We start from the raw sequence: 23,536 nt of genomic DNA, 5'->3' as shown, positions 1-23,536 counted from the left end.
TCCCATGCGAACCGAACCTTCTCCCGGCAACCTGCCGGCGCGGGAGCACCTCCCGGCCACAGACGCGGGTACGCCTGTCCTGGACGTCGTGATCCCCGTCTACAACGAGGAGAAGGACCTCCAGCCATGCGTGCTCAGACTGCACGACCACCTCAGGCGCACGTTCCCGTACGCGTTCCGCATCACGGTGGCGGACAACGCGTCCACGGACAGCACCCCGCTGGTGGCGGCCCGGCTGGCGGCCCAGATCCCGGAGGTCACCGCCTTCCGGCTGGAGCAGAAGGGCCGCGGCCGGGCGCTGCGGACCGTGTGGTCGGCGTCCGACGCTCCGGTCCTCGCGTACATGGACGTGGATCTGTCCACCGATCTGAACGCGCTCCTGCCGCTGGTGGCCCCGCTGATCTCCGGTCATTCGGACCTCGCGATCGGCTCGCGGCTGTCCCGCTCCTCCCGTGTGGTGCGCGGGGCCAAGCGGGAGTTCATCAGCCGCGCCTACAACCTGATCCTGCGCGGCTCGCTCCAGGCCCGTTTCTCCGACGCGCAGTGCGGCTTCAAGGCGATCCGCCGTGATGTCGCCCAGGTCCTGCTGCCGCTCATCGAGGACACCGGCTGGTTCTTCGACACCGAGATGCTGGTGCTGGCCGAGCGGGCCGGGCTGCGCATCCACGAGGTGCCCGTCGACTGGGTCGACGACCCGGACTCGACCGTCCACATCGTGAAGACGGCGACGGACGACCTGAAGGGCGTCTGGCGGGTGGGACGCGCTCTGGCCACCGGCTCGCTGTCGCTCGACCGGCTCGCCCGGCCCTTCGGGGACGACCCGCGCGACCGCGAACTGACCGACGTCCCCAAGGGCCTGGCCCGCCAGCTCGTCGGCTTCTGCGTCGTGGGCGGCCTGTCCACCCTGTTCTACCTGCTGCTCTACAGCGGCTTCCGTTCCGTCTCCGGCGCGCAGGTCGCCAACGCGCTCGCGCTGCTCGTGTCGGCGGTCGCCAACACGGCGGCGAACCGGCGCCTCACCTTCGGCGTACGGGGCCGGGGCGGCGCCGTCCGGCACCAGGCGCAGGGCCTGGTCGTCTTCGGTATCGGGCTCGCCCTGACCAGCGGCTCCCTCGCCGCCCTCGCGGCCGCGACGAGCGACCCCGCCCACTCCACCGAACTCGCGGTGCTCATCGCCGCCAACCTCGCGGCGACCGTGCTGCGCTTCCTGCTCTTCCGCGCCTGGGTCTTCCCCGACCGGCGGGGCGGAACGCCGTCACCGTCCCCGGTGGTGGCCTCGCACCAGCCGGTCCCACCGCTCCACCCGACGGCCGCACGGCAGGCCGGGAACGCGTATCCGCCGCCGCCCCAGCGTCCGACGGCTCCCCCGTCCCCGTACGACACCGCCCCGTACCGCGCCGACGAGGCCGCGGACCGCTCCTGGCGGGATTCGACCATGCAGTTGCAGGCCGTGCGCCCGCACGATCACGACCCGAGGAACGCGCGATGACGACACAGCCCGACATGAGCGCCGGTACCGGTACCAGTGCCGGTACGAGCATCGAGCCGCACACCGGCGGCGGGGCCGGCACCTCCGGTCACGCCTGGGGGCCGCCCGCCTCGGCACCACCCCCGGAGCACGTCCCGCCCGCGGGCGCTCCCGGAGCCGGTGAGCCCCGGCAGCCGTTCCTGCGCCGGGTCTGGAGAGGGCGGCCCGAGGACCCGCGCCGGGCGCGTCCCGCCCTCCTCGGTCTGCTGCTCGCCACCGCGGTGCTCTACCTGTACGGCCTGAGCGCCTCCGGGTACGCCAACTCCTTCTACTCCGCGGCCGTGCAGGCCGGCAGCCAGAGCTGGAAGGCCTTCTTCTTCGGCTCGCTCGACTCGGCCAACGCCATCACCGTCGACAAGCCCCCGGCCTCGCTGTGGCCGATGGCCCTGTCGGTACGGATCTTCGGTCTCAGCTCCTGGGCGATCCTCGTTCCCGAGGTGCTGATGGGCGTGGCCACGGTCGGCGTCCTGTACGCGGCCGTACGGCGCCGGTTCGGCGCCGCGGCGGGTCTGATCGCCGGCGCGGTGCTCGCGCTCACGCCGGTCGCCGCGCTGATGTTCCGGTTCAACAACCCGGACGCGATGCTCGCGCTGCTCATGACCGTCACGGTCTACTGCGTGATCCGCGGCCTGGAGGACGGGCGCACGAAGTGGCTCCTGTGGGCGGGCGTCGCGGTCGGCCTCGCCTTCCTCGCCAAGACGCTCCAGGCCTTCCTGATCCTGCCGCCGCTGGCCGTGCTGTACGCGGTCTGCGCGCCGGTGACGGTCCGGAAGCGGTTCGCGCAGCTGGGCCTCTCGGCGGCCGCGATGGTGGTCGCCGGCGGCTGGTGGGTCGCGATCGTCGAGCTGTGGCCCGCGTCCTCCCGCCCGTACATCGGCGGCTCGCAGAACAACTCCTTCCTGGAGCTGACCTTCGGCTACAACGGCCTCGGCCGCATCAACGGCGACGAGACCGGCAGTGTCGGAGGCGGTGGCGGCGGTGGCGGCACCGGGATGTGGGGCGAGACCGGCTGGAACCGCATGTTCAACTCCGAGATCGGCGGCCAGATCTCCTGGCTGCTCCCGGCGGCCCTGATCCTGCTCGTGGGCGGCCTCGTCCTCACCCGGAAGGCGAGGCGGACCGACCTGGCCCGTGCCTCCTTCCTCGCCTGGGGCGGCGCGCTGCTGATGACCGCGCTGGTCTTCAGCTACATGGCCGGCATCTTCCACCAGTACTACACGGTGGCGCTGGCCCCCTACATCGCCGCCGTGGTCGGCATGGGCGCGACGGCGCTGTGGGAGGAGCGGGGCAAGGTGTGGGCGGCGCTCACCCTCGCCGGATCGGTCACCGCGACCGCGGTCTGGGGCTACGTCCTTCTCAACCGCACCTCCGACTATCTGCCGTGGCTCAAGTGGCTGGTCCTCGTCGGCGGTCTGACCGGCGCGCTCGGGCTGATCTTCGCGGCCCGGCTGGGCAGGCGGCTCGCCCTCGCGGCCGCCGGGCTGAGCTTCGTGGCGGCGCTCGCGGGCCCGACGGCGTACACGCTCTCCACGGTGAACACCGGGCACACCGGTTCCATCGTGACGGCCGGTCCGGCCGGGGCGGGCATGGGCGGCGGTCCCGGTGGCGGCGGTGGCATGCGGGGCGGGTTCCCCGGCGGCGGCCAGAACCAGCAGAACGGCAACGGCGGCATGCTGAACGGGCAGCAGGGCATGCCCGGCGGTGGCACCGGGCAGCCCCCGACGGGTGGCACCGGCGGATTCCCCGGCCGGAACCAGCAGGGCAACGGCAACGGCCGGAACCAGCAGGGCGGCATGCCCGGCGGCGGTACGGGTGAGGGCGGTATGCCCGGCGGTGGCGGCGGTGCCGGCGGGCTGCTGAACGGCGCGTCCGTCAGCTCCGCGGCCAAGGCGCTGCTGTCGAAGAACGCGGGGGACTACACCTGGGCGGCCGCCGCGATCGGTTCCCAGAACTCCGCGAGCTACCAACTGGGCACCGGGAAGCCGGTGATGGCGATCGGCGGCTTCAACGGCACCGACCCGTCCCCGACGCTGGCCCAGTTCAAGAAGTACGTGACGGACGGCAGGATCCACTACTTCATCTCGGGCGGCGGCATGGGCGGAGGCATGGGCGGAGGCGGAAACTCCGGCACGGCCTCCACCTCCTCGCAGATCAGCTCGTGGGTCACGGCCAACTTCAAGAAGGTGACGGTGGGTTCGGCCACCTTCTACGACCTGACCCAGCCGGCCGGCGGCAGCTGACCGGCGGAGCCGGCCGGTCAGTACCGGGCCCGGCGTGCGGGGAGCGGTGGTCCGGAGCGAGTGCGCTCCGGGCCACTGCTCTTTCGTCCCGCGCGCCGCGCTCGCCTCCGCCCGGTCGGCCGGAGAGCGGGAGCGGATCGGCGAGGCGTTCTCGTCGGGACCGGAGACCGGCCAACTCGTGGGCGCCGTCGCGGTGCGGCTCGGCGGACTCCTGGCGGCGGCGTTGCTGAGGAGGGCGGAGAGGGCGGACTCCGCGGTGGCGGTCCCCGTGTGAGGGGCGGCCGGGTTTCGGCCGGAGTGCGGGGCACGTCCCCGAAGTGCCCGCTTAGCATCATCGAGAGGGTGGTCCGGGGAGTTCCGGGGAAGGAGCGCCATGGTGAGGGCAGCCGACAGGGCGAAGCGACCGGCGCGGACCAGCGTCTGGCTGGAGGACAGGGCCCCCCGCGGCGGGGCCGCCCGGGGCGGTGGCCAGCCGTCCGGGCTCGACCGGGAGCGGATCACCGCGGCCACGGTGCGGTTGCTGGACGCGGAAGGTCTGGCCAGGTTCTCGATGCGCCGGCTCGCGGCCGAGCTGAACGTCACCGCGATGTCCGTGTACTGGTACGTCGACACCAAGGACGACCTGCTGGAGCTCGCGCTCGACGCCGTGTTCGGTGAACTGGAGCTGCCGGACGCCGAGTCGGACGAAGGCTGGCGTGATCAGCTGCGGTCGCTGGCGGTGGGGTACCGGGAGCTGCTGGTGCGCCACCCGTGGGTGTCGACGCTGATCGGCAACTTCCTGAACATCGGGCCGAGCTCCATGGCGTTCTCGGCGCGTGTGCAGCAGGTGATCCGGAACACCGGGATGCCGGCGCACGGGCAGATGGGGGCGATGTCCGCGGTGTTCCAGTTCGTGTACGGGTTCGGGACGATCGAGGGCCACTTCGTGCAGCGGTGCGTCTCGGCGGGGATGTCGCAGGACGAGTACTTCCGGCAGGCCATGAGCACCATCGGCGAAGAGCCGCAGTACGCCGCGCACTTCGCCGGCGCGGAGGAGATCATGCAGGCGCGTGGCGGGGACACCGTGTCGGAGATGCGGGAGCGGGACTTCGGGTTCGCGCTGGAGCTGCTGATCGCGGGGATCGAGACGATGGTGGCCCGGGGCTGAACGGTGGCGCTGCGCCGGCGTTCGCAGGTGCTGGGTCGCCGCGCCGGCGTCTGCGGGTCTCGGTTCGGTGGGGGGTCGGGGCCGTGCCGGTACATCCGCCCGTCGCCGTTGGATCAGACGTGAGTCTTCCGGGGAGCCGCTGCTCGATCCGGACGTAAGCGACGGGCATCCGATGTACCGGCACGGCCCCTCCCGCGCGCTCCCGGCTGCGGGTGCGAGATCCAGTCCGTCCGGGCAGCTCCTTTGGCCGCGGGGCAAGATTCAGCCCCTCCGGCGTTTGAGGAGCGGGGTCTGGGGCGGAGCCCCAGGGCGGGACGGAAGGGGCGGAAGAAGCGCCCTAGTCCTGCGGGGCCAGGTGGGGTGGGAAGCCGCCTGTGGCCACCGGGCCCCAGCGGGTGGGGGTGACGCGGATGATCGACTTGGCCTGGCGGCGCATGGCCTCGCGGTACTCGTCCCAGTCGGGGTGCTCACCGGCGATGTTCCGGTAGTACTCGACCAGGGGCTCGACGGAGTCCGGGGAGTCGATCACCTCGGCGGTACCGTCGATCTGGACCCAGGGCCCGTTCCACTCGTCGCTGAGGATGATCAGGCTGACCCGCTCGTCCCGCTGGGCGTTGCGCGTCTTGGCCCGCTCGGGGTACGTCGAGACGACGATGCGGCCCGCGTCGTCGACGCCACAGGTCAGCGGGGAGCCCTGGGGGCCGCCGTCGCTACGGCGGGTGAGCAGGACGGCCCGGTGGCGGGGGCGTACGAAGTCCAGCAACTCGTCCAGGGAGACAGAGGTGTTCGTCGCGATGTGAGGTGCCATGCGACCAGCGTAGGCCGCGTGCCCCGCGATCACCCGCGGGCTCGGCCGGTGGGCGGCACCGGACCTCATCGAAGCGGCTAAAGTGCTCTTCGTCCTGTGCTCGCAGTCGGGAATGTGCTGCGGAGCTCTCCTGCGCATGGCCGTGTGGCCGTGCATGCCGAAGAGGTTCGTGGTGGCTGCGTCTGAATTTTCCGAATTGTCTCGTTCTGATACGGGTTTTGAACTGGCCGAAGGCCTCACGGCCGCCGCGCAGCAGTTGCACGAGACATCGAGTCCCCATGCCACCCTGCGCACCGCCGTCCGGCTGGCCGTGCGCATCCTGCCAGGTGCCGAGTACGCCGGTATCTCCGTCATCGAGCCCAAGGCCCACCGGCAGACGCTGGCCTGGACGGACGAGGTCGTCCGCTCCGCCGACGCCCTGAACGCGGGCCACGAGCATCACCCGTACTGGAACCGGCTGTGGACGGCGCCGGTGGCCCGGATCGAGGACAGCGCCGTGGCGGACGGGGATCTCGCGCTGTCGGGCCTCGGACTGCGGTCGGTGCTGTCGCTGCGGCTGCGTGCCGACCGGCGCCGGCTGACCGTCCTGACGGCGTACGCGCGGGCGCCCCGCGCCTTCGACGAGTCGGCCACCCGCCTAGGGCGGCTGTTCACCGCGCACGTCGGCATCGCGCTGGACTCGGCCACCCTGCGCGAGCAGCTCACCGAGGCCATGCGCACCCGGGATCTGATCGGGCAGGCCACGGGCATCCTCATGGAGCGGCTCGACATCGACGCCTCCGAGGCGTTCGCCAGCCTCGTGCGCACCTCCCAGCGGGAGAACGTCAAGCTCCGTGACCTGGCCCGGCGGATCGTCGACGCCAGCGAGGGCGACTGAGCCGGGCTCAGACGGCCGGCAGCGACTCGCCCCGCACGGCCTGGATGTCGAGTTCCACCCTCAGGGTCGTACCGATGGCGGAGATGCCCGCCTGGACGATCTGGTTGTAGTGGAGCGCGAAGTCCTCGCGGTGCAGTTCGGCTCGCGCGCGGAACGCGGCGCGGGTGCCGCCCCAGGGGTCGGCGCCGGTGCCGAGGTGCGCGAGGTCGAGGTCGACGGGCCGGACGACACCGTGCAGGGTGAGTTCGCCGTGCACGGTCCAGCGGTCGGGGCCGGCCGGTGTCAGGCCCGTCGAGCGGTAGGTGATCAGCGGGTGCTTCTCGGTGTCCAGGAAGTCCGGCGACCGCAGATGTCCGTCGCGCGTGCCGTTGCCGGTGTCGATGGAGGCGGCCGTGATCGTCGCCTCGACGCGGGAGGCGGTCACGTCGCCGGGGGCGATGTCGATGCGTCCCGAGAAGTCCGTGAAGCGGCCGTGCACGCTGGAGATGCCCAGGTGCCGGGCGACGACGCCGACGGAGGAGTGCGCCGGGTCGATGGTCCACGGTCCCGGCGGGGGCAGTTCGGTGCCGCCCCGGCGGGCCAGTGTCACCTGGCCGACCTCGGCGCGGCCGGCCGCCGTGACGATGGCGCCCGAGGCGACGGGCGCGTACCCGAGCGCGGTCACGATCACCGTGTAGGCGCCCGGCGCGAGGCTCGTGGTGTCGTGCACGGCCCCGTCGGTGTCCGCCTCGGCCCGCAGCACCTGCGTACCGGTCGAGTCGGTCACCGTGACGACCGCGTGCGAGACGGCCCATCCGTCCCGGGTACGGATCTTCGCGGTCAGTCCCATGGCAGTAACTCCTTGCGATGAACCAATGAAAACCGGCCCGTGGGGGGCGCACCTCCGCTCGGAGTGCGCGCGTCCCCACGGGCCGGGGCTCGGACTACTCGCCGGGGTGGGCGAGTTCGATGTCGTGGTCGTCCACTCCACGGCCGCCGACGGTCAGCGCGGTCGCCACCGGCGGGTAGCCCGCCGCGATGACGGTGTACTCGCCGCCGTCCAGATCGGTGAAGGCGTATGCGCCGTCGCTGCCAGTCCTGGCCGTGCCGACCACGTTTCCGGCCGCGTCCACCAGCGTCACGCGGGCGTCCGACATCGGGCCGTGCGGCGCCCGTACGACTCCCTGGAGCTGGGATCCCGCGTCGAGGTCGACCTCGATCCGGGTGACCCCGGTGCCGCCGACCTCGACGGGCAGCGCCCGCGGCCGGTGGCCGGCGGCGTTCACCGCGACCGTCACGACGCCGGGCACCAGCTCGGCGAAGGCGAACTCGCCCTGCTCACCGGTGGTTCCGGTGGCCAGCACATCGCCGCGGACGTCGGTCACGACGACCATCGCGTCCCTGACCGGGGACGCGCCCTCGCGGGCCCGGACGACACCGCTCAGCCCGCTGGTGCCGCTCAGCAGGATGTCGTACGCGAGCGGCTCGTCGTTCACGACGATCGTCGAGGCCTGCGGCTGGAAGCCGTCGGCGGAGGCGATCAGGACGTACGAGCCGACACCGGGCGCGTCGAGGGCGTACGAGCCGTCCGCCTGGGCGACCGAGCGGCCGAGCTGGCGTCCCGCGGGTGAGATCAGCGTGACCGCGGCCTGCGGCACGGGCGCGCTCTCGGTGCCGCGGACCTGGCCGTGCACCCTGATGCCGCCGGACGCGGGCCGGGGGGTGCCCTCCTTCGTCGCGGTGGCGACGGAGGCGAGCCGCTGTGTGCCCTCGGGGGCGGTCTCGAAGGCGGCCTCGGTGGTGTTGACGGCCGGGGCGAGGGCGGCGGTGGCCGCGGCCTCGACGGCCTCGGCGACGGGCGCCTCGGTGACCGGTTCCCCGGACTTCTCGGCGGCGGCCTGCGCCAGTGCGCCGGACGTCCGCAGCGGGACCTCCTTGATGAACAGCACGATGAGGAAGGCGATCAGTGCCATGGCGGCCGCGATCATGAAGACGTCCGCGATGCCGTGGCCGTACGCGCTCTCCATCACGGTGCGCAGCGGCGCGGGCAGCTTGTCCATGTCCGGGATGCTGGAGCTGGAGTCCGAACCCGAGCCCAGGGCCGCGTACTTGGGGCCGAGGTCGGTCAGCCCGTCCTTCACGTAGTCGGTGATCCGGTTGGCCATGACCGCGCCGAGCGCGGAGACGCCGATCGCACCGCCGAGGGAACGGAAGAAGGTCACCGTGGAGCTCGCCGAGCCCAGGTCCGACGGCGCCACCTGGTTCTGCGTGGAGAGCACCAGGTTCTGCATCATCATGCCGACACCGAGGCCCAGCAGCGCCATGAAGATCGCGATGTGCCAGTAGGCCGTGTCGTAGCGGATCGTGCCGAGCAGGCCGAGGCCCGCGGTGACCAGGAAGCCGCCGCTGACCAGCCAGTACTTCCACCGTCCGGTCTTGGTGATGACCTGGCCGGAGACCGTGGAGGAGATGAACAGGCCGCCGATCATCGGGATCGTCATGACACCCGACATCGTCGGGGACTTGTCCCGCGCCAGCTGGAAGTACTGGCTGAAGAACACGGTTCCGGTGAACATCGCGACACCGACGAACAGCGACGCGAGGGAGGAGAGGGTGATGGTGCGGTTGCGGAACAGCCGCAGCGGGATGATCGGCTCGCTCGCCCTGGACTCGACCAGCACGAACAGCGCACCGAGGACGATCGCGCCGGCGACCATCGCGTACGTCTGCCACGAGATCCAGTCGTACTTGTCACCCGCGAAGGTGACCCACAGGAGCAGCAGCGAGACCGCGGCGGAGATGAAGAACGCGCCGGCCCAGTCGACCTTCACGTCCCGCTTCACGACGGGCAGGTGCAGGGTCTTCTGGAGCACGATCAGCGCGATGACCGCGAACGGCACACCGACGTAGAAGCACCAGCGCCAGCCGAGCCAGCTCGTGTCGGTGATGACACCGCCGAGCAGCGGACCGCCGACGGTTGCGACGGCGAACGTCGCGCCCAGGTAGCCGGAGTAGCGACCGCGCTCGCGCGGGGAGATCATCGCGGCCATCACGATCTGCGCCAGGGCGGACAGACCGCCGACGCCGATGCCCTGGACCACGCGGCAGGCGATGAGCATGCCGGGGTTCTGGGACAGTCCGGCCGCGGCCGATCCCAGCACGTAGATGATGAGGGCTATCTGTACGAGCGCCTTCTTGCTGTACAGATCGGAGAGCTTGCCCCACAGGGGCGTCGTCGCGGTCATGGCCAGCAGTGAGGCCGTGACGACCCAGGTGTAGGCGGACTGGCCGCCGCCCAGGTCTCCGATGATCTCGGGGAGCGCGTTGGTGACGATCGTCGACGACAGGATCGCGACGAACATGCCGAGCAGCAGCCCGGAGAGCGCCTCCATGATCTGCCGGTGCGTCATCGGAGCGCCGTCGGCGGCTCCGTGCTTGGCGTGAGAGCCCCGCACACCGGATGGTGTGGTCGTTGCCATGGGGTTCCTTTTCTTACGCGGGTGTACGGGTGGTCGGTTCTGATACGTCTGTCGCGTACGGGGGAGAGTGCGCGGGGGGCCACTGCGGGGAGCGGCAGTCGCCGAAGCTCTCGCGGAGCCGGCCCATCAGCTCGATGAGCAGTCCGACCTCGTCGTCGGACCAGTGACTCAGCCGGTCGGAGAGCAGTCGCGACGTGCGCTGGGACAGCTCGTCGAGCTGGGCGTGCCCGGCCGCGGTGAGCCGCAGGATGCGTGAGCGCTTGTCCGCCGGGTCGGGGGACCGTTCGATCCAGCCCCGGTCGGCCACGTGCGCCACATGGCGGCTGGTCACCGACATGTCCACGGAGAGCAGCTCCGCGAGCCGGCTCATCCGCATCTCGCCGTACCGGCCGAGCAGCGTGAGCACGGCGGCGGAGCCCGCGGGGCAGTCGGGCGGCAGAATCCGTCCCATACCCCGCTTCACGGCACCGATGGCGCTGAGCTGGCGAGCCAGTTCCTCGTACTGCGCCTGCCCGGCCATCACACCCCCCCCATTCGTTGCTTAGGGCAACCATAAAGAAGTTGGTTGCCGCAGGCAAACGAGTTCGGGTCTTCAGGGCTAAAAAGTTGGCAAAGGCAAGTGTTGGCGAACGGAAACGTGCAGGTGGGAGTGGCGGACGAGGGCGGGGTGCGGACGGGACGGACGGGGACGGACATCGGGAACGGACGTCCGGGGGGAGAGGTGGGGCGCGACGGTGTGCGGCCTGGTCGTGGGCGGTGTGCGTCCCGGTCGTGGACGGTGAGGGGACGCGTCACGATCGGTGTGAAGGCCAACCCGGCACTTGGGCAGCCCGCGCGCATTCGCTAGGGTCCGGCCTATGGCAAACACCCAGGGCCCCGAGGGCAACTACGACCCCGCGGGCAGCACTCAGATGTTCCGTGCGTTCGTCGACGAGGCCCCCCAGGGCCGGCAGCAGCAGGCGGCCGCTCCCGCGGGTCCCCGCGTGGGTCTGATCGTCGGCGTCGTCCTCGCCGTCGCGGTCGTCGCCGCGGTGGCCTGGCTCGCCTTCATGTGATCCCGCGGGACCGTACGACCGGGCGGGACCGGCAAGGCGGCGGAACCGCGCTGCCCGGCCGGACCGTTGGGCATGCGGAACCGTACGACCGGGCGTGAGCGGCGAGTGGGCGGGACGGTGTGACCCGGCGGGGCCACGCCCCTACTTCCACCGGACGGACACGTCCCGCGTCTCGATGTGCATGCCCAGCGGCACCCGCCAGGCGTCGACGCACACCGTCCAGGTCCCGCTCTTCTTCGCGCCGGCCGCGATCGGCGCCGGAAGGGTCTCGGACGACCCGATCGTCGCCCAGTCGATCCCGAGCGCCCCGATGATGTGGGTCCCGAAGGTCACCGTGCCCGAACGCACCGCCGTACCACCGGTGTTGCTGAAGGAGACCGTCACCTTCTCGCACCACCGCTGATCGGTGGCCGCGCGCGAGGGGTCGCTCACGGAGAGCGCGGCGGGCCGGGCGCTCACCGTCGGTCCCGGCGCCGGCGGCCCCGACGAACCGCCCGAACTCCCGCCCGTACGGCCGGAGTCACCGCCGGACGGCGGACCGGAGGGGGAAGAGGATCCGCCACCGGTGCCGGTTCCCGTGCCTCCCGCACCGCCTGTCCCGGCCCCGGAACCGCCCTCGCCGGCATCGGGGCCTCCCGAGCCGGTGGAAGCGCCCCCCGAACCGTCGGAGCCACCAGGGTCACCCGTGCCGTCGGACGAGCCGCCGCCCGGACCGGGGGCCGACGTCCCGCTCCCGGATCCCGAACTCCCCTTGCTCGCGGCGGTGTTGGAGCCCCCGTCGGCCGAGCCGTCCAGGGGTGCCAGGGACACGTCGCCCGAAGGGGCCACCACCCCCGACGCCTTTGGGGAGCCGTCCGCGGCCCCGACGGCCGCGTAGCCGCCGCCGCCCCCGCCGCCCCCGCACGCGGCCAGCACCCCGCCCAGACACAGAACGGCCGCCGAGGTGTGCACCAGGACACCTCGGCGACCGCTTGTCGACCCATGACGCATCGGCTCGTGACGCATCGCGCCAGTGTGGCTGACGACCCGTCAATTATGAACCCCGCGTGGGAAGGTCAGTCGGAGATGAGGCCTTCCCGCAGCTGGGCCAGCGTGCGGGTGAGGAGCCGGGAGACGTGCATCTGAGAGATGCCGACCTCCTCGCCGATCTGCGACTGGGTCATGTTCGCGAAGAAGCGGAGCATGATGATCCGGCGCTCGCGGGGCGGCAGCTTGGCGAGCAGCGGCTTGAGCGACTCGCGGTACTCCACGCCCTCCAGCGCGGTGTCCTCGTAGCCGAGGCGGTCCGCGAGGGAGCCCTCGCCGCCGTCGTCCTCGGGAGCGGGCGAGTCGAGCGACGACGCCGTGTACGCGTTGCCGACGGCGAGACCGTCGACCACGTCCTCCTCGGACACCCCGAGTGCGGTGGCGAGTTCGGCGACCGTCGGAGAGCGGTCGAGCTTCTGCGAGAGCTCGTCGCTGGCCTTGGTGAGAGCGAGACGCAGCTCTTGGAGCCGGCGCGGAACGCGGACCGACCACGAGGTGTCACGGAAGAACCGCTTGATCTCGCCGACGACCGTCGGCATCGCGAAGGTCGGGAACTCGACACCGCGCTCACAGTCGAAGCGGTCGATCGCCTTGATCAGGCCGATGGTGCCGACCTGGACGATGTCCTCCATCGGCTCGTTGCGGGAGCGGAAGCGGGCCGCCGCGTACCGCACGAGCGGGAGGTTGAGCTCGATGAGGGTGTCCCGGACGTAACCGCGCTCCGGGCTGTTCTCGGCGAGTGCGGCGAGCCGCAGGAAGAGGGAGCGGGACAGGGTCCGGGTGTCGATGGCGCCCGAGGATTCGGGGACCAGAGCGGCTTCCGGGGCCTCGGCGGCAGGGACATCGTGAAGCGCGGCGTGCGCCTCGGGCACTGCGTCGCCCTTCGTGAGCGTGAGCACCTTCGAGCTGCCCTGATCTGCGGACATGCCACCCCCTTTGGGTCGCGGACGGTCGCGGCAGTCGCTCCCGTCGGAGGAACGCAGCCTCCACCTGAATACCGGAGGCGAGGCCGCGGCAAACGCGCTCCCGGAAGAATGTCACATGTCGGCAACACGCTGTAGAGACTTGTCGACATGGCGAGGGTGGATCGGCCCTGGAAAAAGGGGGTCTGACGGGGATTCAGCGCTGAACTGACGTAAAAACCGGCCTTGAGCGATTAGCTCTTTTCGGTTACGCCTCGATCCTGTTTGCGGATCGAAGTCGCGCGAAGCTGCGGGCGAGGAGCCTTGACACGTGCATCTGGGAGACACCCAGCTCGGCGCTGATCTGTGACTGGGTGAGGTTGCTGTAGTAGCGGAGGAGGAGGATCCGCTGCTCGCGTTCGGGCAGTTGTACGAGCAAGTGCCTCACGAGGTCGCGGTGTTCGACTCCGTCGAGCGCGGGGTCCTCGTATCCGAGCCGGTCGAGCAGGCCCGGCAGTCCGTCGCCCTCCTGCGCCGCTTCGAGGGAGGTCGCGTGGTACGACCGTCCGGCCTCGATGCAGGAGAGGACCTCCTCCTCGGTGATGCGCAGCCGTTCGGCGATCTCCGCCGTGGTGGGCGAGCGCCCGAAGGCGGTCGTCAGGTCCTCGGTCGCACTGTTCACCTGCACCCACAGCTCGTGCAGCCGGCGCGGTACGTGGACGGTGCGAACGTTGTCACGGAAGTACCGCTTGATCTCGCCGACGACCGTCGGCATCGCGAAGGTCGGGAACTGCACGCCCCGGTCCGGGTCGAAGCGGTCGATGGCGTTGATCAGCCCGATGGTGCCGACCTGGACCACGTCCTCCATCGGCTCGTTGCGGGAGCGGAAGCGGGCCGCCGCGTACCGCACGAGCGGCAGGTTCGCCTCGATCAGGGCGCCGCGGACCCGGTTGTGCTCGGCGGTGCCCGGCTCCAGCACCTTGAGCTCGCCGAAGAGCACCTGGGTGAGGGCCCGGGTGTCGGCGCCTCGGCGCCGCTCCTGGGTGACCTCCTGGACGGGTGCGGGGCCGGGCGTGGGGCCGGCTGCGGCGTTCGGTGCCGTGGTCTGCGCCAGGGCCGTTCCCGGGGGCGACGGCGGGGCGGAGGTGAGGGCCGGGGCCTGGGCCATGGCCGGGGCTTCCTCCTGGGGCGGCGCAGTACTGGCCGACACGGTCAACGCCACCTCTTCGTTCGTCAACGATCCGTCGACGTATCCGTCAACTCATCCGTCAAAAGCGGTCATAGCATCACAAGACATGTGCACTGTGTGCAAGCACCGCATAACGCCGTGTTGGAGGTGTTGTAGGTGAGTTGGGGGTCAAGACGTCGAAAACCCTTGACCGGTTGCGGTCAAGGGCTCGGAAAGAATGTGCGATCAAAAAGGGTCAGAACGGGTAATCGGCGATCACCCAGGTGGCGAACTCCCGCCAGAGTGCGACACCGGCCACGTGGGCGGGGTGCTCCAGGTAACCCTTGAGGGCGTCGGCGTCCTCGACGGCGGAGTTGATCGCGAAGTCGTACGCGATGGGCCGGTCGCTGATGTTCCACTCGCACTCCCAGAACCGCAGCTCGGGGATGAGCCCGCCGAGCGCGCGGAAGGCGGCGACACCCTCGACGACCCGGGGTTCGTCGCGCCCGACACCGTCGTTGAGCTTGAAGAGGACCAGATGGCGGATCACGGGCACTCCCTGGTGATGAGGTGGTTCTTCGCTCGGCCGCGCCCCTGCCGGGACGCGCGTCGCTCCGTCGTGCCGGCTCGGCGCCGGGCGCACGGAACCTCTGCCGCTCCGGCGTCGCCGCCCGACGTCAGTTCTTCGCTCCATCGGCGACCCAGGTCATGAAGTCGCCTATCGCCCCAGCGGCGTTCGATATGCCCTCGAACGCTATCTGTACGTAGTCGGCGGCCTTGGCCGGATCCGTGATGATCACGTAGAGCGCGAAGACCACGAGCACATAGATGGCGATCTTCTTCGAATTCACCGCCATGGCGGCCTCCCCTGTGACTTCTGCGCCCGTCGGCCCCCTGCTGCCGGCGGTGAGTGTAACCTTCACGCCGCGCTCAAGGACCAACGGCCCGCTGGTAGAGGTCCTTTGCCGGGCCTGAGCGGCGCTCTCGCGGTCCAGGATGGAAGGGAGCCCCGGCAGGAACCGTCAGGAGTCCACGGGGCCCGGAGGGACCCCACTGCGGGGTTCCCGCCGCCCGACCTTCCCCCGAGACGGCGGCGTGGACTTGCGGGTCCTTCCCCGGGGGGAAGCGGGCGCCCCCGATCGCGCCCCTTCCCCCTCCTGAGACGGGTCGGTGGCCTCGGATCCAACGGTCAGACGTGCGGCTCATCTCCGCAGCCTGCCTCCGCGGCTAGGTCGTGTCCGCAAAGTCGCGCCGGGCAGGCGCGACTTTGCGGACACGGCCTAGGAATGCACGACGTAGTCCTCGCCGCCGTAGAGGGACTCGTAGTGGACCTCGATCCGGAGACGTCGCAGAACCAGATCGCCGAAGTCGGAGTCTTGATCGCGGTCGAAGGGGGCAAGCCGCAGGAGGAAGACGCTCTGCCCCGCCAGGATCACGGTTCCGCCGGGCAGTCCGTACTTCTGCACACCGTCTCGCATCTGACCCAGGACGCGGTCAAAGACCGACCGGGTCCACGTTCCGATGTGCTCGCCATCGAGGTAGACCTGCGTGCGGGTGACGATGGCCGGTCCAAGTCCGGCGTTGATCAGTTCGATCCCCGATTGGCGAGCCACGCCGTCCTTGATCTGTCGCTGCTGGAGAAGAGGACGCACCGAGTGCTTGTTGTGGATCACGTTCAGTCTCGATTGGACTATGGACACGTAGAGCGACCCCAACGCGATCAAGGTAGCTGCCGCAGCGGTCACCGATTCCGCACTCATCGCGCCCCCCAAGGTGTGCCGTCCCGAAAGGCAGCCTTACCCGACTGCTGGGCGCGTCACCCTGCTTCGAGGCCTCTCAAGTCCCGGGCGGGCCGGCGGGCGGTCGGCCTGCCCTCACGGCTCGTCGACCCGCTGAAGCAACACCAAGGCCGGGCGGCTCGGCGGCTCGGCGGTCTGCTGTCGGAAGCAGTCCAGGGGCCGCCCATCCGTCGGAACTGAGACGGAGACTGAGCCGGGGCAGCACGAAGGGCCCCGTCTTTCGACGAGGCCCTTCAGAAGCGGTAGCGGAGGGATTTGAACCCTCGGTGACTTGCGCCACACTCGCTTTCGAGGCGAGCTCCTTCGGCCGCTCGGACACGCTACCGAGGGAGACCCTACCCCAAGGTGGGCCATGGTCTGAAATCCGTTTCGGCGGCCCGGTCCGTCCTGGCGGGACGGCGGCACGGGCGGGCGGCGCGGACCGCCGGCCGGCCGCCGTCCCGCCACGGTGAGCCGGTTCCCGGCCGCCGTGGCGCCCGGTCAGCGGTCGCGGAAGAAGTCGGTGAGCAGGGTGGCGCACTCCCCGGCGAGAACGCCCTCGACGACCTCGGGCCGGTGGTTGAGCCGCCGGTCGCGGACGACGTCCCAGACGGAGCCGGTCGCGCCCGCCTTCTCGTCGCGGGCGCCGTACACCACCCGCTCGACACGGGACTGGACGAGCGCGCCCGCGCACATCGTGCAGGGCTCCAGGGTGACGACGAGCGTGCACCCGGACAGCCGCCACTCGCCGAGCCGCGCGGCGGCCCGGCGCAGCGCGAGGACCTCGGCGTGCGCCGTCGGGTCGCCGGTGGCCTCGCGTTCGTTGTGCCCGGCCGCCAGCACGGTCGTCCCGTCCGGGGACAGCACGACGGCGCCCACGGGAACGTCGCCGCCCCGGACGGCCAGCCGCGCCTCGTCCAGCGCGAGCCGCATCGGGGCCCGCCACCGGTCACGTACGGGATCGGGCGGCGGGGGTACCTGGCGCGGGGTGCTCACCCGGGGAACCTAGCGGACTCCCGCCGGGTCCGGCGGAAGGGGCCCGGGCGCCGCCCCGCGGTGGCCCGGGCGCTGCTCCCGCGGCCCCGGACCCTCCGTCCCCCTCCCACCGTCACGGAGACGGTGAGTGGCGGACGGCAGGCGAAGAGCCGGCCCGCTGGATTCGGGCCGGTTCGCCGGTACAGGGGTCGCGGGCACGGGGGCCGCGCCCACCGCTTCCGGAGGTTCTGGCGCACGCCCTAGCGGACGGTCTCCAGGACCTCTGCCGCTCCCAGGGCCTCGGCGATCGTGCCGAGCGCGTCGCCTTCGTCCAGGGCCAGCAGTTCCTTCTCGCTCACTCCGAGGTCCGCGAGGATGTAGCGGTCCCCGACGGGGCTGTGCGAGACGGCGTCGCCGGACACGCTCCCCTGGTCCTCCTCGTCGTCCTCGGAGTCTCCTGGTTCACCGTCCTCCGTGCCGTCCAGATCGAGGGAGTCCAGGTCGGCGTCGTCGTCGCCCGGATCCCGTCCTAGTAGTTCGTCCGTGAGCAGGATCTCGCCGTACGAACTACGGGCGGCCGCGGCGGCGTCCGAGACGTAGATACGAGGGTCCTCCTCGCCGTCCACGCGGACGACGCCGAACCACGCGTCCTCCTGCTCGATGAGCACGAGCACCGTGTCCTCGTCCGAGACTTCACGGGCCAGATCGGTCAGATCCGACAGGGTTTCCACATCGTCGAGCTCTGTATCGCTCGCTTCCCACCCGTCTTCGGTGCGCGCGAGCAGTGCGGCGAAGTACACCGTGACTCTCCCACTGGTCATAGGTGTGCCGGTTGGGGTTCCCCCCGGCGGAGGCTGTGGGCGAGGAGTGCTGCTGCTCCGAGCCCCGCCCACTCGGAATCGTGGCAGAAAGACAGCGTTCAGGGGACGTCTTCGGCCTGCTGTGTCCGCCTCTTTTGATCGCTAACAGCGGATCGTACGCGGCTGCCCGCGCCGTGCAGGCACCTCGCGGCCCGACATGTCAGCCACACGGCCCCCCGCCACGCGGGTGCCGTCCGGCTCCGGGGCGGCCGGGCGGCCGGTCCCGTTCCGGCACTCGCAGACCCGTCGTGCGGGCGCGTCCTCTTGTCACGGCGGGCGTGCCACCGGCGGCGGTGCGGCCTTGCCGGGGGCGTGGCGGCGGCGGTCGCACGGTGGCGCGCCGCCGCATTCCCTCACGGGCGTGTCGGCCGGGCCCGCGGCGGCCCCGGTTCGGACCTCGCCACGGACATGCCGACCGACCTGCGGACACGGCCCCGACCCGGCACGGCGAGAGCTGCGGAGGGGCCATGCGGGGGACCTGGGCGGGCCGTCCGGTGGTGTGAGGTCGGGGGTCGTCCGGAGGCAGGGCGCTCGGGTCGGGGCTGCCCGGGGTGTGGCGCCCGACGGTCGGGGCGTCCGGAGGATGGGGCGCCCGGGTCGGGGGTCGCCCGGCGGGTGCCGTCCGGCGGGTCGGGGCGTCCGAAGGGTGTGGCTCGAGGCCGGGGGCCGTCCGGCGGTGTGGCGCGCGACGAGGCGGGGGCGTCCGCGGGGTTGTGGCGCGGGTCGGGGGCGTCCGGAGGGTGTGGCTCGAGGCCGGGGGCCGTCCGGCGGTGCCGCGCGCGACGAGGCGGGGGCGTCCGCGGGGTTGTGGCGCGGGGCGGGGGCGTCCGGAGAACGCGGTGCGCGGGTCGGGACCGTTCGGTGCCGGGTCGGTGGCAGCCGGGCCGGTGGGCCGGGGGCGTCCGTTACCAGCGGAAGGTGCGCATACGCATCGCGTGGCGCAGCCGGGCGGTCTTGGCGCGGCGGGGCTGGACCCGGTCGCGCAGCTCGCGTGCCTCGGCCAGGTCGCGCAGAAACTGGGCCCGTCGCCTCCTGCGCTCGGCGTCGGTCTCCAGCCGTTCGGACGACTCCTCTTGCTGGTTCCGCATTGGCACACCACCCCAGGTCCGTCCCTCCCACCTTCCCTCCGATGGATGGTTTGATGCCAGCGGAAGGGTGATGCCGGGCGGCAGGCGTTGCCGGGCGGGTCAGTGGCGGGTGCCGTGGGCCCCGCTACTGTTGTGGACATGCGTCTTCACGTCGTCGACCACCCCCTGGTCGCCCATAAGCTCACCACCCTGCGCGACCAGCGCACCGACTCCGCGACCTTCCGGCGGCTGGCCGACGAACTGGTCACCCTGCTCGCCTACGAGGCCACCCGCGACGTGCGCACGGAGCAGGTCGACATCGTGACGCCGGTCTCCCCGACCACGGGCGTCAAGCTTTCGTACCCGCGCCCCCTCGTCGTGCCGATCCTGCGCGCGGGCCTCGGCATGCTCGACGGCATGGTCAGGCTGCTGCCGACCGCCGAGGTGGGTTTCCTGGGCATGGTGCGCGACGAGGAGACGCTCCAGGCCTCCACGTACGCCACCCGGATGCCGGACGACCTCTCCGCCCGTCAGGTGTACGTCCTGGACCCGATGCTGGCCACCGGCGGCACGCTCGTCGCCGCGATCCAGGAGCTGATCAAGCGCGGCGCCGACGACGTCACCGCCGTGGTCCTTCTCGCCGCCCCCGAGGGTGTCGAGCTCATGGAGCGCGAACTGGCGGGCACCCCGGTCACCGTGGTCACGGCCTCGGTCGACGAGCGCCTGAACGAGCACGGCTACATCGTGCCGGGCCTCGGCGACGCGGGTGACCGGATGTACGGGGCCGCCGAGTAACTCCACGGCGACGGGGGAGCGCCCACCCGGGACCCGCGGCTCTTTCCAGGCCGCGACTCCGGGACCGGCTGCTCCTCCCGGACCGCGAATCCGGCACCATGGCGGCTCTTCCCGGACCGCGAATCCGGGACCCGCGGCTCTTTCCAGGCCGCGACTCCCGAGCCGGTGGCTCTTCCCGGACCGTGAATCCGGAGCCGGCGGCTCATGTGCGAGCGCGGCTCCGGGGCCCGGGGGCTGTTCTCCGGGACCGGGCCCGGAGTCAGCAGTTCTTCTTCGAGGTGGCGGGCGCCGGCTTGGGCTGAGTCAGGACGGTCAGCGCCTTGTCGGCGTCCTCCTTCTTCGTCAGCGCCTTGAATCCGGTGCCGATGATCAGGTCGACCGTCGTGGCCCGGGCACGGCTGTCGGTCTTCAGCTGGGCGCCGGAGAGCTGGGTGTTGAGGACGGGCAGCGCGGCCCGGTCGGCGGTCTTGGCGCCGAGCAGCAGTCCGGCGCCCGTGACCTTCTTGTCGTACGCGGCCGTCGCGTTGCCCACGTCGCCGATCTTGAAGCCGCGCTTCTTCAGCTCGTCCGCCGTCTGCTTGGCGAGACCGCTGCGGGGCGTCGCGTTGAGGACGTTCACGGTGATCTGGCCGGGCTTGGGCAGCGTGGCCGCGACGGCCGCGGCCGCCTTCGCCTCCGGCGTGACCTTGGACGCGCAGTCCGCCTTGGTGTCCGCCGCCGTGGCCTTGCCGCCGCCCGTGTAGATGTCGATGAGCTGCAGCGACCCCCACCCGATCAACCCGAGAACGGTGACGGAGGTGATGCTCACGAACACGAACTTGCGACGCCCGCGGGGGCGGCGCATCCGCGGGTACTTGTCCCCCGTGATCCGATACTGGCCACCCATGCCAGGGGGAGTAAGCATGCTCATGGGCGCAGCGTAGTGCGCCGGGGCGCCAATGCCTACTAGATGATCATTGCCCGGCGTTCAGTTCAACCCATTGGGGTCAAGCCGTGGCCATTAGTCCAGTTCAAGAACGCGCGCGTGCAGCACTTGGCGCTGCTGGAGCGCGGCGCGGACGGCGCGGTGCAGGCCGTCCTCCAGGTACAGATCGCCCTGCCACTTGACGACGTGGGCGAAGAGGTCGCCGTAGAAGGTGGAGTCCTCGGCGAGGAGGGTCTCCAGGTCCAGCTGGCCCTTCGTCGTCACGAGCTGATCGAGGCGGACCGGGCGCGGCGCGACGTCCGCCCACTGCCGGGTGCTTTCCCGGCCGTGGTCGGGGTACGGCCGGCCGTTTCCGATGCGCTTGAAGATCACACGGAAAGCCTACCGGTCAAGACCTTCCGGGCGCAGCCATGGCGGCGGAGTGCGACGCTGGAAAAGATGTCGTAAATCCTTGCAAAACGGGAACAGGGGTCTGATATGAGTGACGGCGAGACCCTACGGTCGGCTGCCGCCGGGACCGCTCCCGAGCGGGCCGCCGGTGCCCCCGCGCTCCCCCGGGAGGCGCTGGAGATCGCGGCCGGTTACGCCTTCGCGGGTCCCGCCCTCGAACTCGGCGCGCTGCTCTGGGACGGGTCGTGCCTGCCCGACGCGCAGATCCGCGTCCCGCTGCCGATGCTCAACCGGCACGGCCTGGTGGCGGGCGCCACCGGCACCGGCAAGACCAAGACGCTCCAGCTCATCGCCGAGCAGCTCGCCGCGCAGGGGGTCCCCGTCTTCCTCGCCGACATCAAAGGTGACGTCTCCGGGATCTCGGCGCCGGGGGAACCCGGCACGAAGGTCCAGGAGCGGGCCCGGGAGGTCGGCCAGGAATGGACACCGGGCGGCTGCCCGGCGGAGTTCTACGCGCTCGGCGGTCTGGGCCACGGCATTCCCGTACGCGCCACGGTCACCAGTTTCGGGCCGGTGCTGCTGTCCAAGGTGCTCCAGCTCAACCGGACCCAGGAGCAGTCGCTCGGCCTGATCTTCCACTACGCCGACCAGAAGGGCCTGGAGCTGGTCGACCTCAAGGACCTGCGCGCGGTCGTCGCCTTCCTGACCTCGGACGAGGGCAAGCAGGAACTGAAGGGGATCGGCGGTCTCTCCACCGCCACGGCGGGTGTCATCCTGCGCTCGCTCACCGCCTTCGAGGCGCAGGGCATGAGCCCCTTCTTCGGGGAGCCGGAGTTCGACACGAGCGAGCTGACGCGTCTGGCGCCGGACGGCCGGGGCGTGGTGTCGGTCCTCGAACTGCCCGCCGTACAGGAGAAGCCACAGCTCTTCTCGACGTTCCTGATGTGGCTGCTCGCCGACCTCTTCCACGACCTCCCGGAGGTCGGTGACGCCGACAGGCCGAAGCTCGTCTTCTTCTTCGACGAGGCCCATCTGCTCTTCAGCGACGCGTCGAAGGCGTTCCTGGACTCGATCACGCAGACGGTCCGGCTCATTCGCTCGAAAGGAGTCGGCGTCTTCTTCGTGACGCAGACACCGAAGGACGTCCCCGCGGACGTCCTCGCCCAGCTCGGCAACCGTGTCCAGCACGCGCTGCGCGCCTTCACCCCGGACGACCAGAAGGCGCTGAAGGCCACCGTGAAGACGTTTCCCGACTCCCCCTACGACCTCGAAGAGGTCCTCATGGGCCTGGGCACCGGCGAGGCCGTGGTCACCGTGCTGAGCGAGAGGGGCGCTCCGACGCCCGTCGCGGCGACCCGGCTGCGGGCGCCGCGGTCCCTGATGGGTCCGGTGGAGGCGGGCGCGCTCGACCGTGCGGTGCGGGAGTCGCCGCTGTACGGGCGGTACGCGCAGGCGGTGGACCGGGAGTCGGCGTACGAGAAGCTGACAGGCGCTCCGGCCTCCGGGACGCCCGCACCTCCCGCGCCCTCCTCGCGGCCGCGGCGCGGGACCGAAGCCGGGCGCGGGGAGGGGCACTCCGGCGGCCGGGGCCGGCCGAAGGAGGAGACCTCCGTGGTCGAGCAGGTCGTCGGAAGCGGGCTGTTCAAGTCCCTGGCGCGGTCCGTGGGTACGCAGATCGGGCGGGAGATCACCCGGTCGGTCTTCGGAACGGCGCGCAAACGGCGCTAGAGGGACCCAGGAGGGATGCGGCCGGAGGGCGGCCGCCCGGGGAGAATTCCAGCCCCTCCGGCGTTTGAGGAGCGGGGTCCGGGGCGGAGCCCCAGGGGTGGGAAGGGCTGGCGGAAGACGGTTGGGGGCGGGCACCTGTGCCGGGGACGGTGGGGGCGCCGGTCCCCTGGGCCCGGGTTACTTGCCGGAGGCCTTCGCCGCCTTCGCCGCCGCCTTCATCTCCTGTTTGTGGGCGCGGACCTTGGTGAGGGACTCCGGGCCGGTGATGTCGGCGACTGAGCGGAAGGAGCCGGCCTCGCCGTAGGGGCCCGCCGCCTCCCGCCAGCCCTCGGGGGCGACCCCGAGCTGCTTGCCGAGGAGGGCCAGGAAGATCTGCGCCTTCTGCGTACCGAAACCGGGGAGTTCCTTGAGGCGGCGCAGCAGTTCCGCGCCGCTCCCGACGTCCGTCCAGACGGCGGCGGCGTCTCCGTCGTAGTGCTCGACGAGGTACTGGCACAGCTGATGGATGCGCTTGCCCATCGAGCCGGGGTAGCGGTGCACGGCGGGCTTGGCCGAGAGCAGCCCGGCGAACTTCTCCGGGTCGTACGAGGCGATCTCGTGCGCGTCGAGATCGTCCGCCCCCATCCGCCGGGCGATCGTGTACGGCCCCGCGAAGGCCCACTCCATCGGCACCTGCTGGTCCAGCAGCATGCCGACCAGGGCCGCGAGCGGGCTGCGGCCGAGCAGTTCGTCGGCCTCGGGCTGCTGGGCGAGGTGAAGCGTGACGTCCATGGACCGATGATCCCGCGTGCGGCGGCGGGTCGCTCGTG

At 71.4% G+C, this 23,536-nt stretch carries 24 protein-coding genes and 1 tRNA gene; 8 read left to right on the top strand and 17 right to left on the bottom strand.

The window, feature by feature from the left end:
• The first annotated feature begins 4 nt into the window (after window positions 1–4).
• The 4 genes from ACF07B_RS18020 (at window position 5) to ACF07B_RS18005 (ending at window position 4,915) form a co-directional block, all read left to right on the top strand.
• Complete coding sequence (locus tag ACF07B_RS18020) at window positions 5–1,489, top strand: glycosyltransferase (RefSeq protein ID WP_392179603.1); 1,485 nt, start codon at window positions 5–7, stop codon at window positions 1,487–1,489.
• Window positions 1,486–3,768, top strand: coding sequence for an ArnT family glycosyltransferase (locus ACF07B_RS18015; protein WP_392179602.1), 2,283 nt, complete (start codon window positions 1,486–1,488; stop codon window positions 3,766–3,768). Before ACF07B_RS18020 ends, ACF07B_RS18015 begins: the two co-directional genes overlap by 4 nt.
• A gap of 46 nt (window positions 3,769–3,814) precedes the next feature.
• A complete protein-coding gene (locus ACF07B_RS18010) occupies window positions 3,815–4,042 on the top strand; it encodes a hypothetical protein (RefSeq protein ID WP_392179601.1) in 228 nt (75 codons plus the stop codon).
• A gap of 99 nt (window positions 4,043–4,141) precedes the next feature.
• The gene (locus ACF07B_RS18005; RefSeq protein WP_392179600.1) at window positions 4,142–4,915 is read left to right on the top strand and encodes a TetR/AcrR family transcriptional regulator; all 774 of its coding nucleotides are present in this window, start codon (window positions 4,142–4,144) and stop codon (window positions 4,913–4,915) included.
• A gap of 337 nt (window positions 4,916–5,252) precedes the next feature.
• Here ACF07B_RS18005 and ACF07B_RS18000 read toward each other — a convergent pair whose 3' ends face one another.
• Complete coding sequence (locus ACF07B_RS18000) at window positions 5,253–5,723, bottom strand: PPOX class F420-dependent oxidoreductase (RefSeq protein ID WP_392179599.1); 471 nt, start codon at window positions 5,721–5,723, stop codon at window positions 5,253–5,255.
• Window positions 5,724–5,877: 154 nt separating this feature from the next.
• Here ACF07B_RS18000 and ACF07B_RS17995 point away from each other — a divergent pair, with 154 nt between their 5' ends.
• The gene (locus tag ACF07B_RS17995; RefSeq protein WP_392179880.1) at window positions 5,878–6,600 is read left to right on the top strand and encodes an ANTAR domain-containing protein; all 723 of its coding nucleotides are present in this window, start codon (window positions 5,878–5,880) and stop codon (window positions 6,598–6,600) included.
• Between the two features lie 7 nt (window positions 6,601–6,607).
• Here the strand turns inward: ACF07B_RS17995 and ACF07B_RS17990 are convergent, their stop codons facing one another.
• From ACF07B_RS17990 to ACF07B_RS17980, 3 genes are all read right to left on the bottom strand, one after another.
• Window positions 6,608–7,429, bottom strand: a complete 822-nt coding sequence (locus ACF07B_RS17990) for a YceI family protein (RefSeq protein ID WP_392179598.1) — start codon at window positions 7,427–7,429, stop codon at window positions 6,608–6,610.
• 94 nt (window positions 7,430–7,523) lie between these two features.
• Window positions 7,524–10,058, bottom strand: a complete 2,535-nt coding sequence (locus tag ACF07B_RS17985; RefSeq protein WP_392179597.1) for an MFS transporter — start codon at window positions 10,056–10,058, stop codon at window positions 7,524–7,526.
• Window positions 10,059–10,071: 13 nt separating this feature from the next.
• A complete protein-coding gene (locus ACF07B_RS17980; protein ID WP_392179596.1) occupies window positions 10,072–10,578 on the bottom strand; it encodes a MarR family winged helix-turn-helix transcriptional regulator in 507 nt (168 codons plus the stop codon).
• A gap of 337 nt (window positions 10,579–10,915) precedes the next feature.
• On the opposite strand from ACF07B_RS17980, the gene ACF07B_RS17975 reads away from it, so the two are divergent.
• A complete protein-coding gene (locus ACF07B_RS17975; protein ID WP_037615166.1) occupies window positions 10,916–11,113 on the top strand; it encodes a hypothetical protein in 198 nt (65 codons plus the stop codon).
• Window positions 11,114–11,254: 141 nt separating this feature from the next.
• Here the strand turns inward: ACF07B_RS17975 and ACF07B_RS17970 are convergent, their stop codons facing one another.
• The 10 genes from ACF07B_RS17970 to ACF07B_RS17925 all read right to left on the bottom strand — a co-directional run bounded on the left by ACF07B_RS17970 (window position 11,255) and on the right by ACF07B_RS17925 (window position 18,910).
• The gene (locus ACF07B_RS17970) at window positions 11,255–12,064 is read right to left on the bottom strand and encodes a hypothetical protein (RefSeq protein ID WP_392179595.1); all 810 of its coding nucleotides are present in this window, start codon (window positions 12,062–12,064) and stop codon (window positions 11,255–11,257) included.
• Between the two features lie 104 nt (window positions 12,065–12,168).
• Window positions 12,169–13,065, bottom strand: a complete 897-nt coding sequence (locus ACF07B_RS17965; RefSeq protein ID WP_384237714.1) for an RNA polymerase sigma factor SigF — start codon at window positions 13,063–13,065, stop codon at window positions 12,169–12,171.
• A gap of 244 nt (window positions 13,066–13,309) precedes the next feature.
• Window positions 13,310–14,251: a SigB/SigF/SigG family RNA polymerase sigma factor gene (locus tag ACF07B_RS17960; RefSeq protein WP_369482954.1), complete on the bottom strand. Its 942-nt coding sequence runs from the start codon at window positions 14,249–14,251 to the stop codon at window positions 13,310–13,312.
• 214 nt (window positions 14,252–14,465) lie between these two features.
• Window positions 14,466–14,759, bottom strand: coding sequence for a Dabb family protein (locus ACF07B_RS17955; RefSeq protein ID WP_369482953.1), 294 nt, complete (start codon window positions 14,757–14,759; stop codon window positions 14,466–14,468).
• A 127-nt stretch (window positions 14,760–14,886) separates the two neighbouring features.
• Window positions 14,887–15,066 carry a hypothetical protein gene (locus ACF07B_RS17950; protein ID WP_355984113.1) on the bottom strand — a complete coding sequence of 60 codons (180 nt, stop codon included), beginning with the start codon at window positions 15,064–15,066 and terminating at the stop codon, window positions 14,887–14,889.
• A gap of 423 nt (window positions 15,067–15,489) precedes the next feature.
• On the bottom strand, window positions 15,490–15,882 hold the full coding sequence (locus ACF07B_RS17945; protein WP_392179594.1) for a hypothetical protein: 393 nt from the start codon (window positions 15,880–15,882) through the stop codon (window positions 15,490–15,492).
• Between the two features lie 366 nt (window positions 15,883–16,248).
• Window positions 16,249–16,333: transfer RNA gene (locus tag ACF07B_RS17940), tRNA-Ser, on the bottom strand.
• A gap of 155 nt (window positions 16,334–16,488) precedes the next feature.
• Entirely contained in the window at window positions 16,489–16,920 is a 432-nt protein-coding gene (gene tadA / locus ACF07B_RS17935; RefSeq protein WP_369482976.1) for a tRNA adenosine(34) deaminase TadA, read from the bottom strand.
• A gap of 302 nt (window positions 16,921–17,222) precedes the next feature.
• Window positions 17,223–17,762, bottom strand: coding sequence for a hypothetical protein (locus ACF07B_RS17930; RefSeq protein ID WP_326790892.1), 540 nt, complete (start codon window positions 17,760–17,762; stop codon window positions 17,223–17,225).
• Between the two features lie 965 nt (window positions 17,763–18,727).
• On the bottom strand, window positions 18,728–18,910 hold the full coding sequence (locus ACF07B_RS17925) for a hypothetical protein (RefSeq protein WP_326786866.1): 183 nt from the start codon (window positions 18,908–18,910) through the stop codon (window positions 18,728–18,730).
• A 138-nt stretch (window positions 18,911–19,048) separates the two neighbouring features.
• Between ACF07B_RS17925 and upp the strand changes: the two genes are divergently transcribed.
• The gene (gene upp, locus ACF07B_RS17920; RefSeq protein WP_328450698.1) at window positions 19,049–19,684 is read left to right on the top strand and encodes a uracil phosphoribosyltransferase; all 636 of its coding nucleotides are present in this window, start codon (window positions 19,049–19,051) and stop codon (window positions 19,682–19,684) included.
• A 259-nt stretch (window positions 19,685–19,943) separates the two neighbouring features.
• On the opposite strand, the gene ACF07B_RS17915 is transcribed toward upp, so the two are convergent.
• Entirely contained in the window at window positions 19,944–20,594 is a 651-nt protein-coding gene (locus ACF07B_RS17915) for a LytR C-terminal domain-containing protein (RefSeq protein ID WP_369482951.1), read from the bottom strand.
• 90 nt (window positions 20,595–20,684) lie between these two features.
• Window positions 20,685–20,981 (bottom strand): type II toxin-antitoxin system VapB family antitoxin, encoded by a 297-nt coding sequence (locus ACF07B_RS17910; protein WP_003999914.1) that lies wholly within the window; start codon window positions 20,979–20,981, stop codon window positions 20,685–20,687.
• Window positions 20,982–21,086: 105 nt separating this feature from the next.
• On the opposite strand from ACF07B_RS17910, the gene ACF07B_RS17905 reads away from it, so the two are divergent.
• On the top strand, window positions 21,087–22,727 hold the full coding sequence (locus tag ACF07B_RS17905) for a helicase HerA-like domain-containing protein (protein WP_392179593.1): 1,641 nt from the start codon (window positions 21,087–21,089) through the stop codon (window positions 22,725–22,727).
• A 177-nt stretch (window positions 22,728–22,904) separates the two neighbouring features.
• Here the strand turns inward: ACF07B_RS17905 and ACF07B_RS17900 are convergent, their stop codons facing one another.
• The gene (locus ACF07B_RS17900) at window positions 22,905–23,498 is read right to left on the bottom strand and encodes an HhH-GPD-type base excision DNA repair protein (protein ID WP_392179592.1); all 594 of its coding nucleotides are present in this window, start codon (window positions 23,496–23,498) and stop codon (window positions 22,905–22,907) included.
• Between the last annotated feature and the right edge of the window lie 38 nt (window positions 23,499–23,536).

The sequence above is a fragment of the Streptomyces sp. NPDC015532 genome (genome assembly GCF_043078065.1).
Classification (GTDB): domain Bacteria; phylum Actinomycetota; class Actinomycetes; order Streptomycetales; family Streptomycetaceae; genus Streptomyces.
This window is presented reverse-complemented; position numbering and strand designations above follow the sequence as displayed.

Excerpts from the sequence above, each read along its gene's own strand:
- ACF07B_RS17900 (WP_392179592.1), bottom strand. The coding sequence starts at position 23,498 with ATGGACGTCACGCTTCACCTCGCCCAGCAGCCCGAGGCCGACGAACTG.
- ACF07B_RS17975 (WP_037615166.1), top strand. The coding sequence starts at position 10,916 with ATGGCAAACACCCAGGGCCCCGAGGGCAACTACGACCCCGCGGGCAGC.
- ACF07B_RS17990 (WP_392179598.1), bottom strand. The coding sequence starts at position 7,429 with ATGGGACTGACCGCGAAGATCCGTACCCGGGACGGATGGGCCGTCTCG.
- ACF07B_RS17950 (WP_355984113.1), bottom strand. The coding sequence starts at position 15,066 with ATGGCGGTGAATTCGAAGAAGATCGCCATCTATGTGCTCGTGGTCTTC.
- upp (WP_328450698.1), top strand. The coding sequence starts at position 19,049 with ATGCGTCTTCACGTCGTCGACCACCCCCTGGTCGCCCATAAGCTCACC.
- tadA (WP_369482976.1), bottom strand. The coding sequence starts at position 16,920 with ATGCGGCTCGCGCTGGACGAGGCGCGGCTGGCCGTCCGGGGCGGCGAC.
- ACF07B_RS17965 (WP_384237714.1), bottom strand. The coding sequence starts at position 13,065 with ATGTCCGCAGATCAGGGCAGCTCGAAGGTGCTCACGCTCACGAAGGGC.
- ACF07B_RS17995 (WP_392179880.1), top strand. The coding sequence starts at position 5,878 with ATGCCGAAGAGGTTCGTGGTGGCTGCGTCTGAATTTTCCGAATTGTCT.
- ACF07B_RS18000 (WP_392179599.1), bottom strand. The coding sequence starts at position 5,723 with ATGGCACCTCACATCGCGACGAACACCTCTGTCTCCCTGGACGAGTTG.
- ACF07B_RS18020 (WP_392179603.1), top strand. The coding sequence starts at position 5 with ATGCGAACCGAACCTTCTCCCGGCAACCTGCCGGCGCGGGAGCACCTC.
- ACF07B_RS18005 (WP_392179600.1), top strand. The coding sequence starts at position 4,142 with ATGGTGAGGGCAGCCGACAGGGCGAAGCGACCGGCGCGGACCAGCGTC.
- ACF07B_RS17985 (WP_392179597.1), bottom strand. The coding sequence starts at position 10,058 with ATGGCAACGACCACACCATCCGGTGTGCGGGGCTCTCACGCCAAGCAC.
- ACF07B_RS17915 (WP_369482951.1), bottom strand. The coding sequence starts at position 20,594 with ATGAGCATGCTTACTCCCCCTGGCATGGGTGGCCAGTATCGGATCACG.
- ACF07B_RS17905 (WP_392179593.1), top strand. The coding sequence starts at position 21,087 with ATGAGTGACGGCGAGACCCTACGGTCGGCTGCCGCCGGGACCGCTCCC.
- ACF07B_RS17925 (WP_326786866.1), bottom strand. The coding sequence starts at position 18,910 with ATGCGGAACCAGCAAGAGGAGTCGTCCGAACGGCTGGAGACCGACGCC.
- ACF07B_RS17980 (WP_392179596.1), bottom strand. The coding sequence starts at position 10,578 with ATGGCCGGGCAGGCGCAGTACGAGGAACTGGCTCGCCAGCTCAGCGCC.
- ACF07B_RS18015 (WP_392179602.1), top strand. The coding sequence starts at position 1,486 with ATGACGACACAGCCCGACATGAGCGCCGGTACCGGTACCAGTGCCGGT.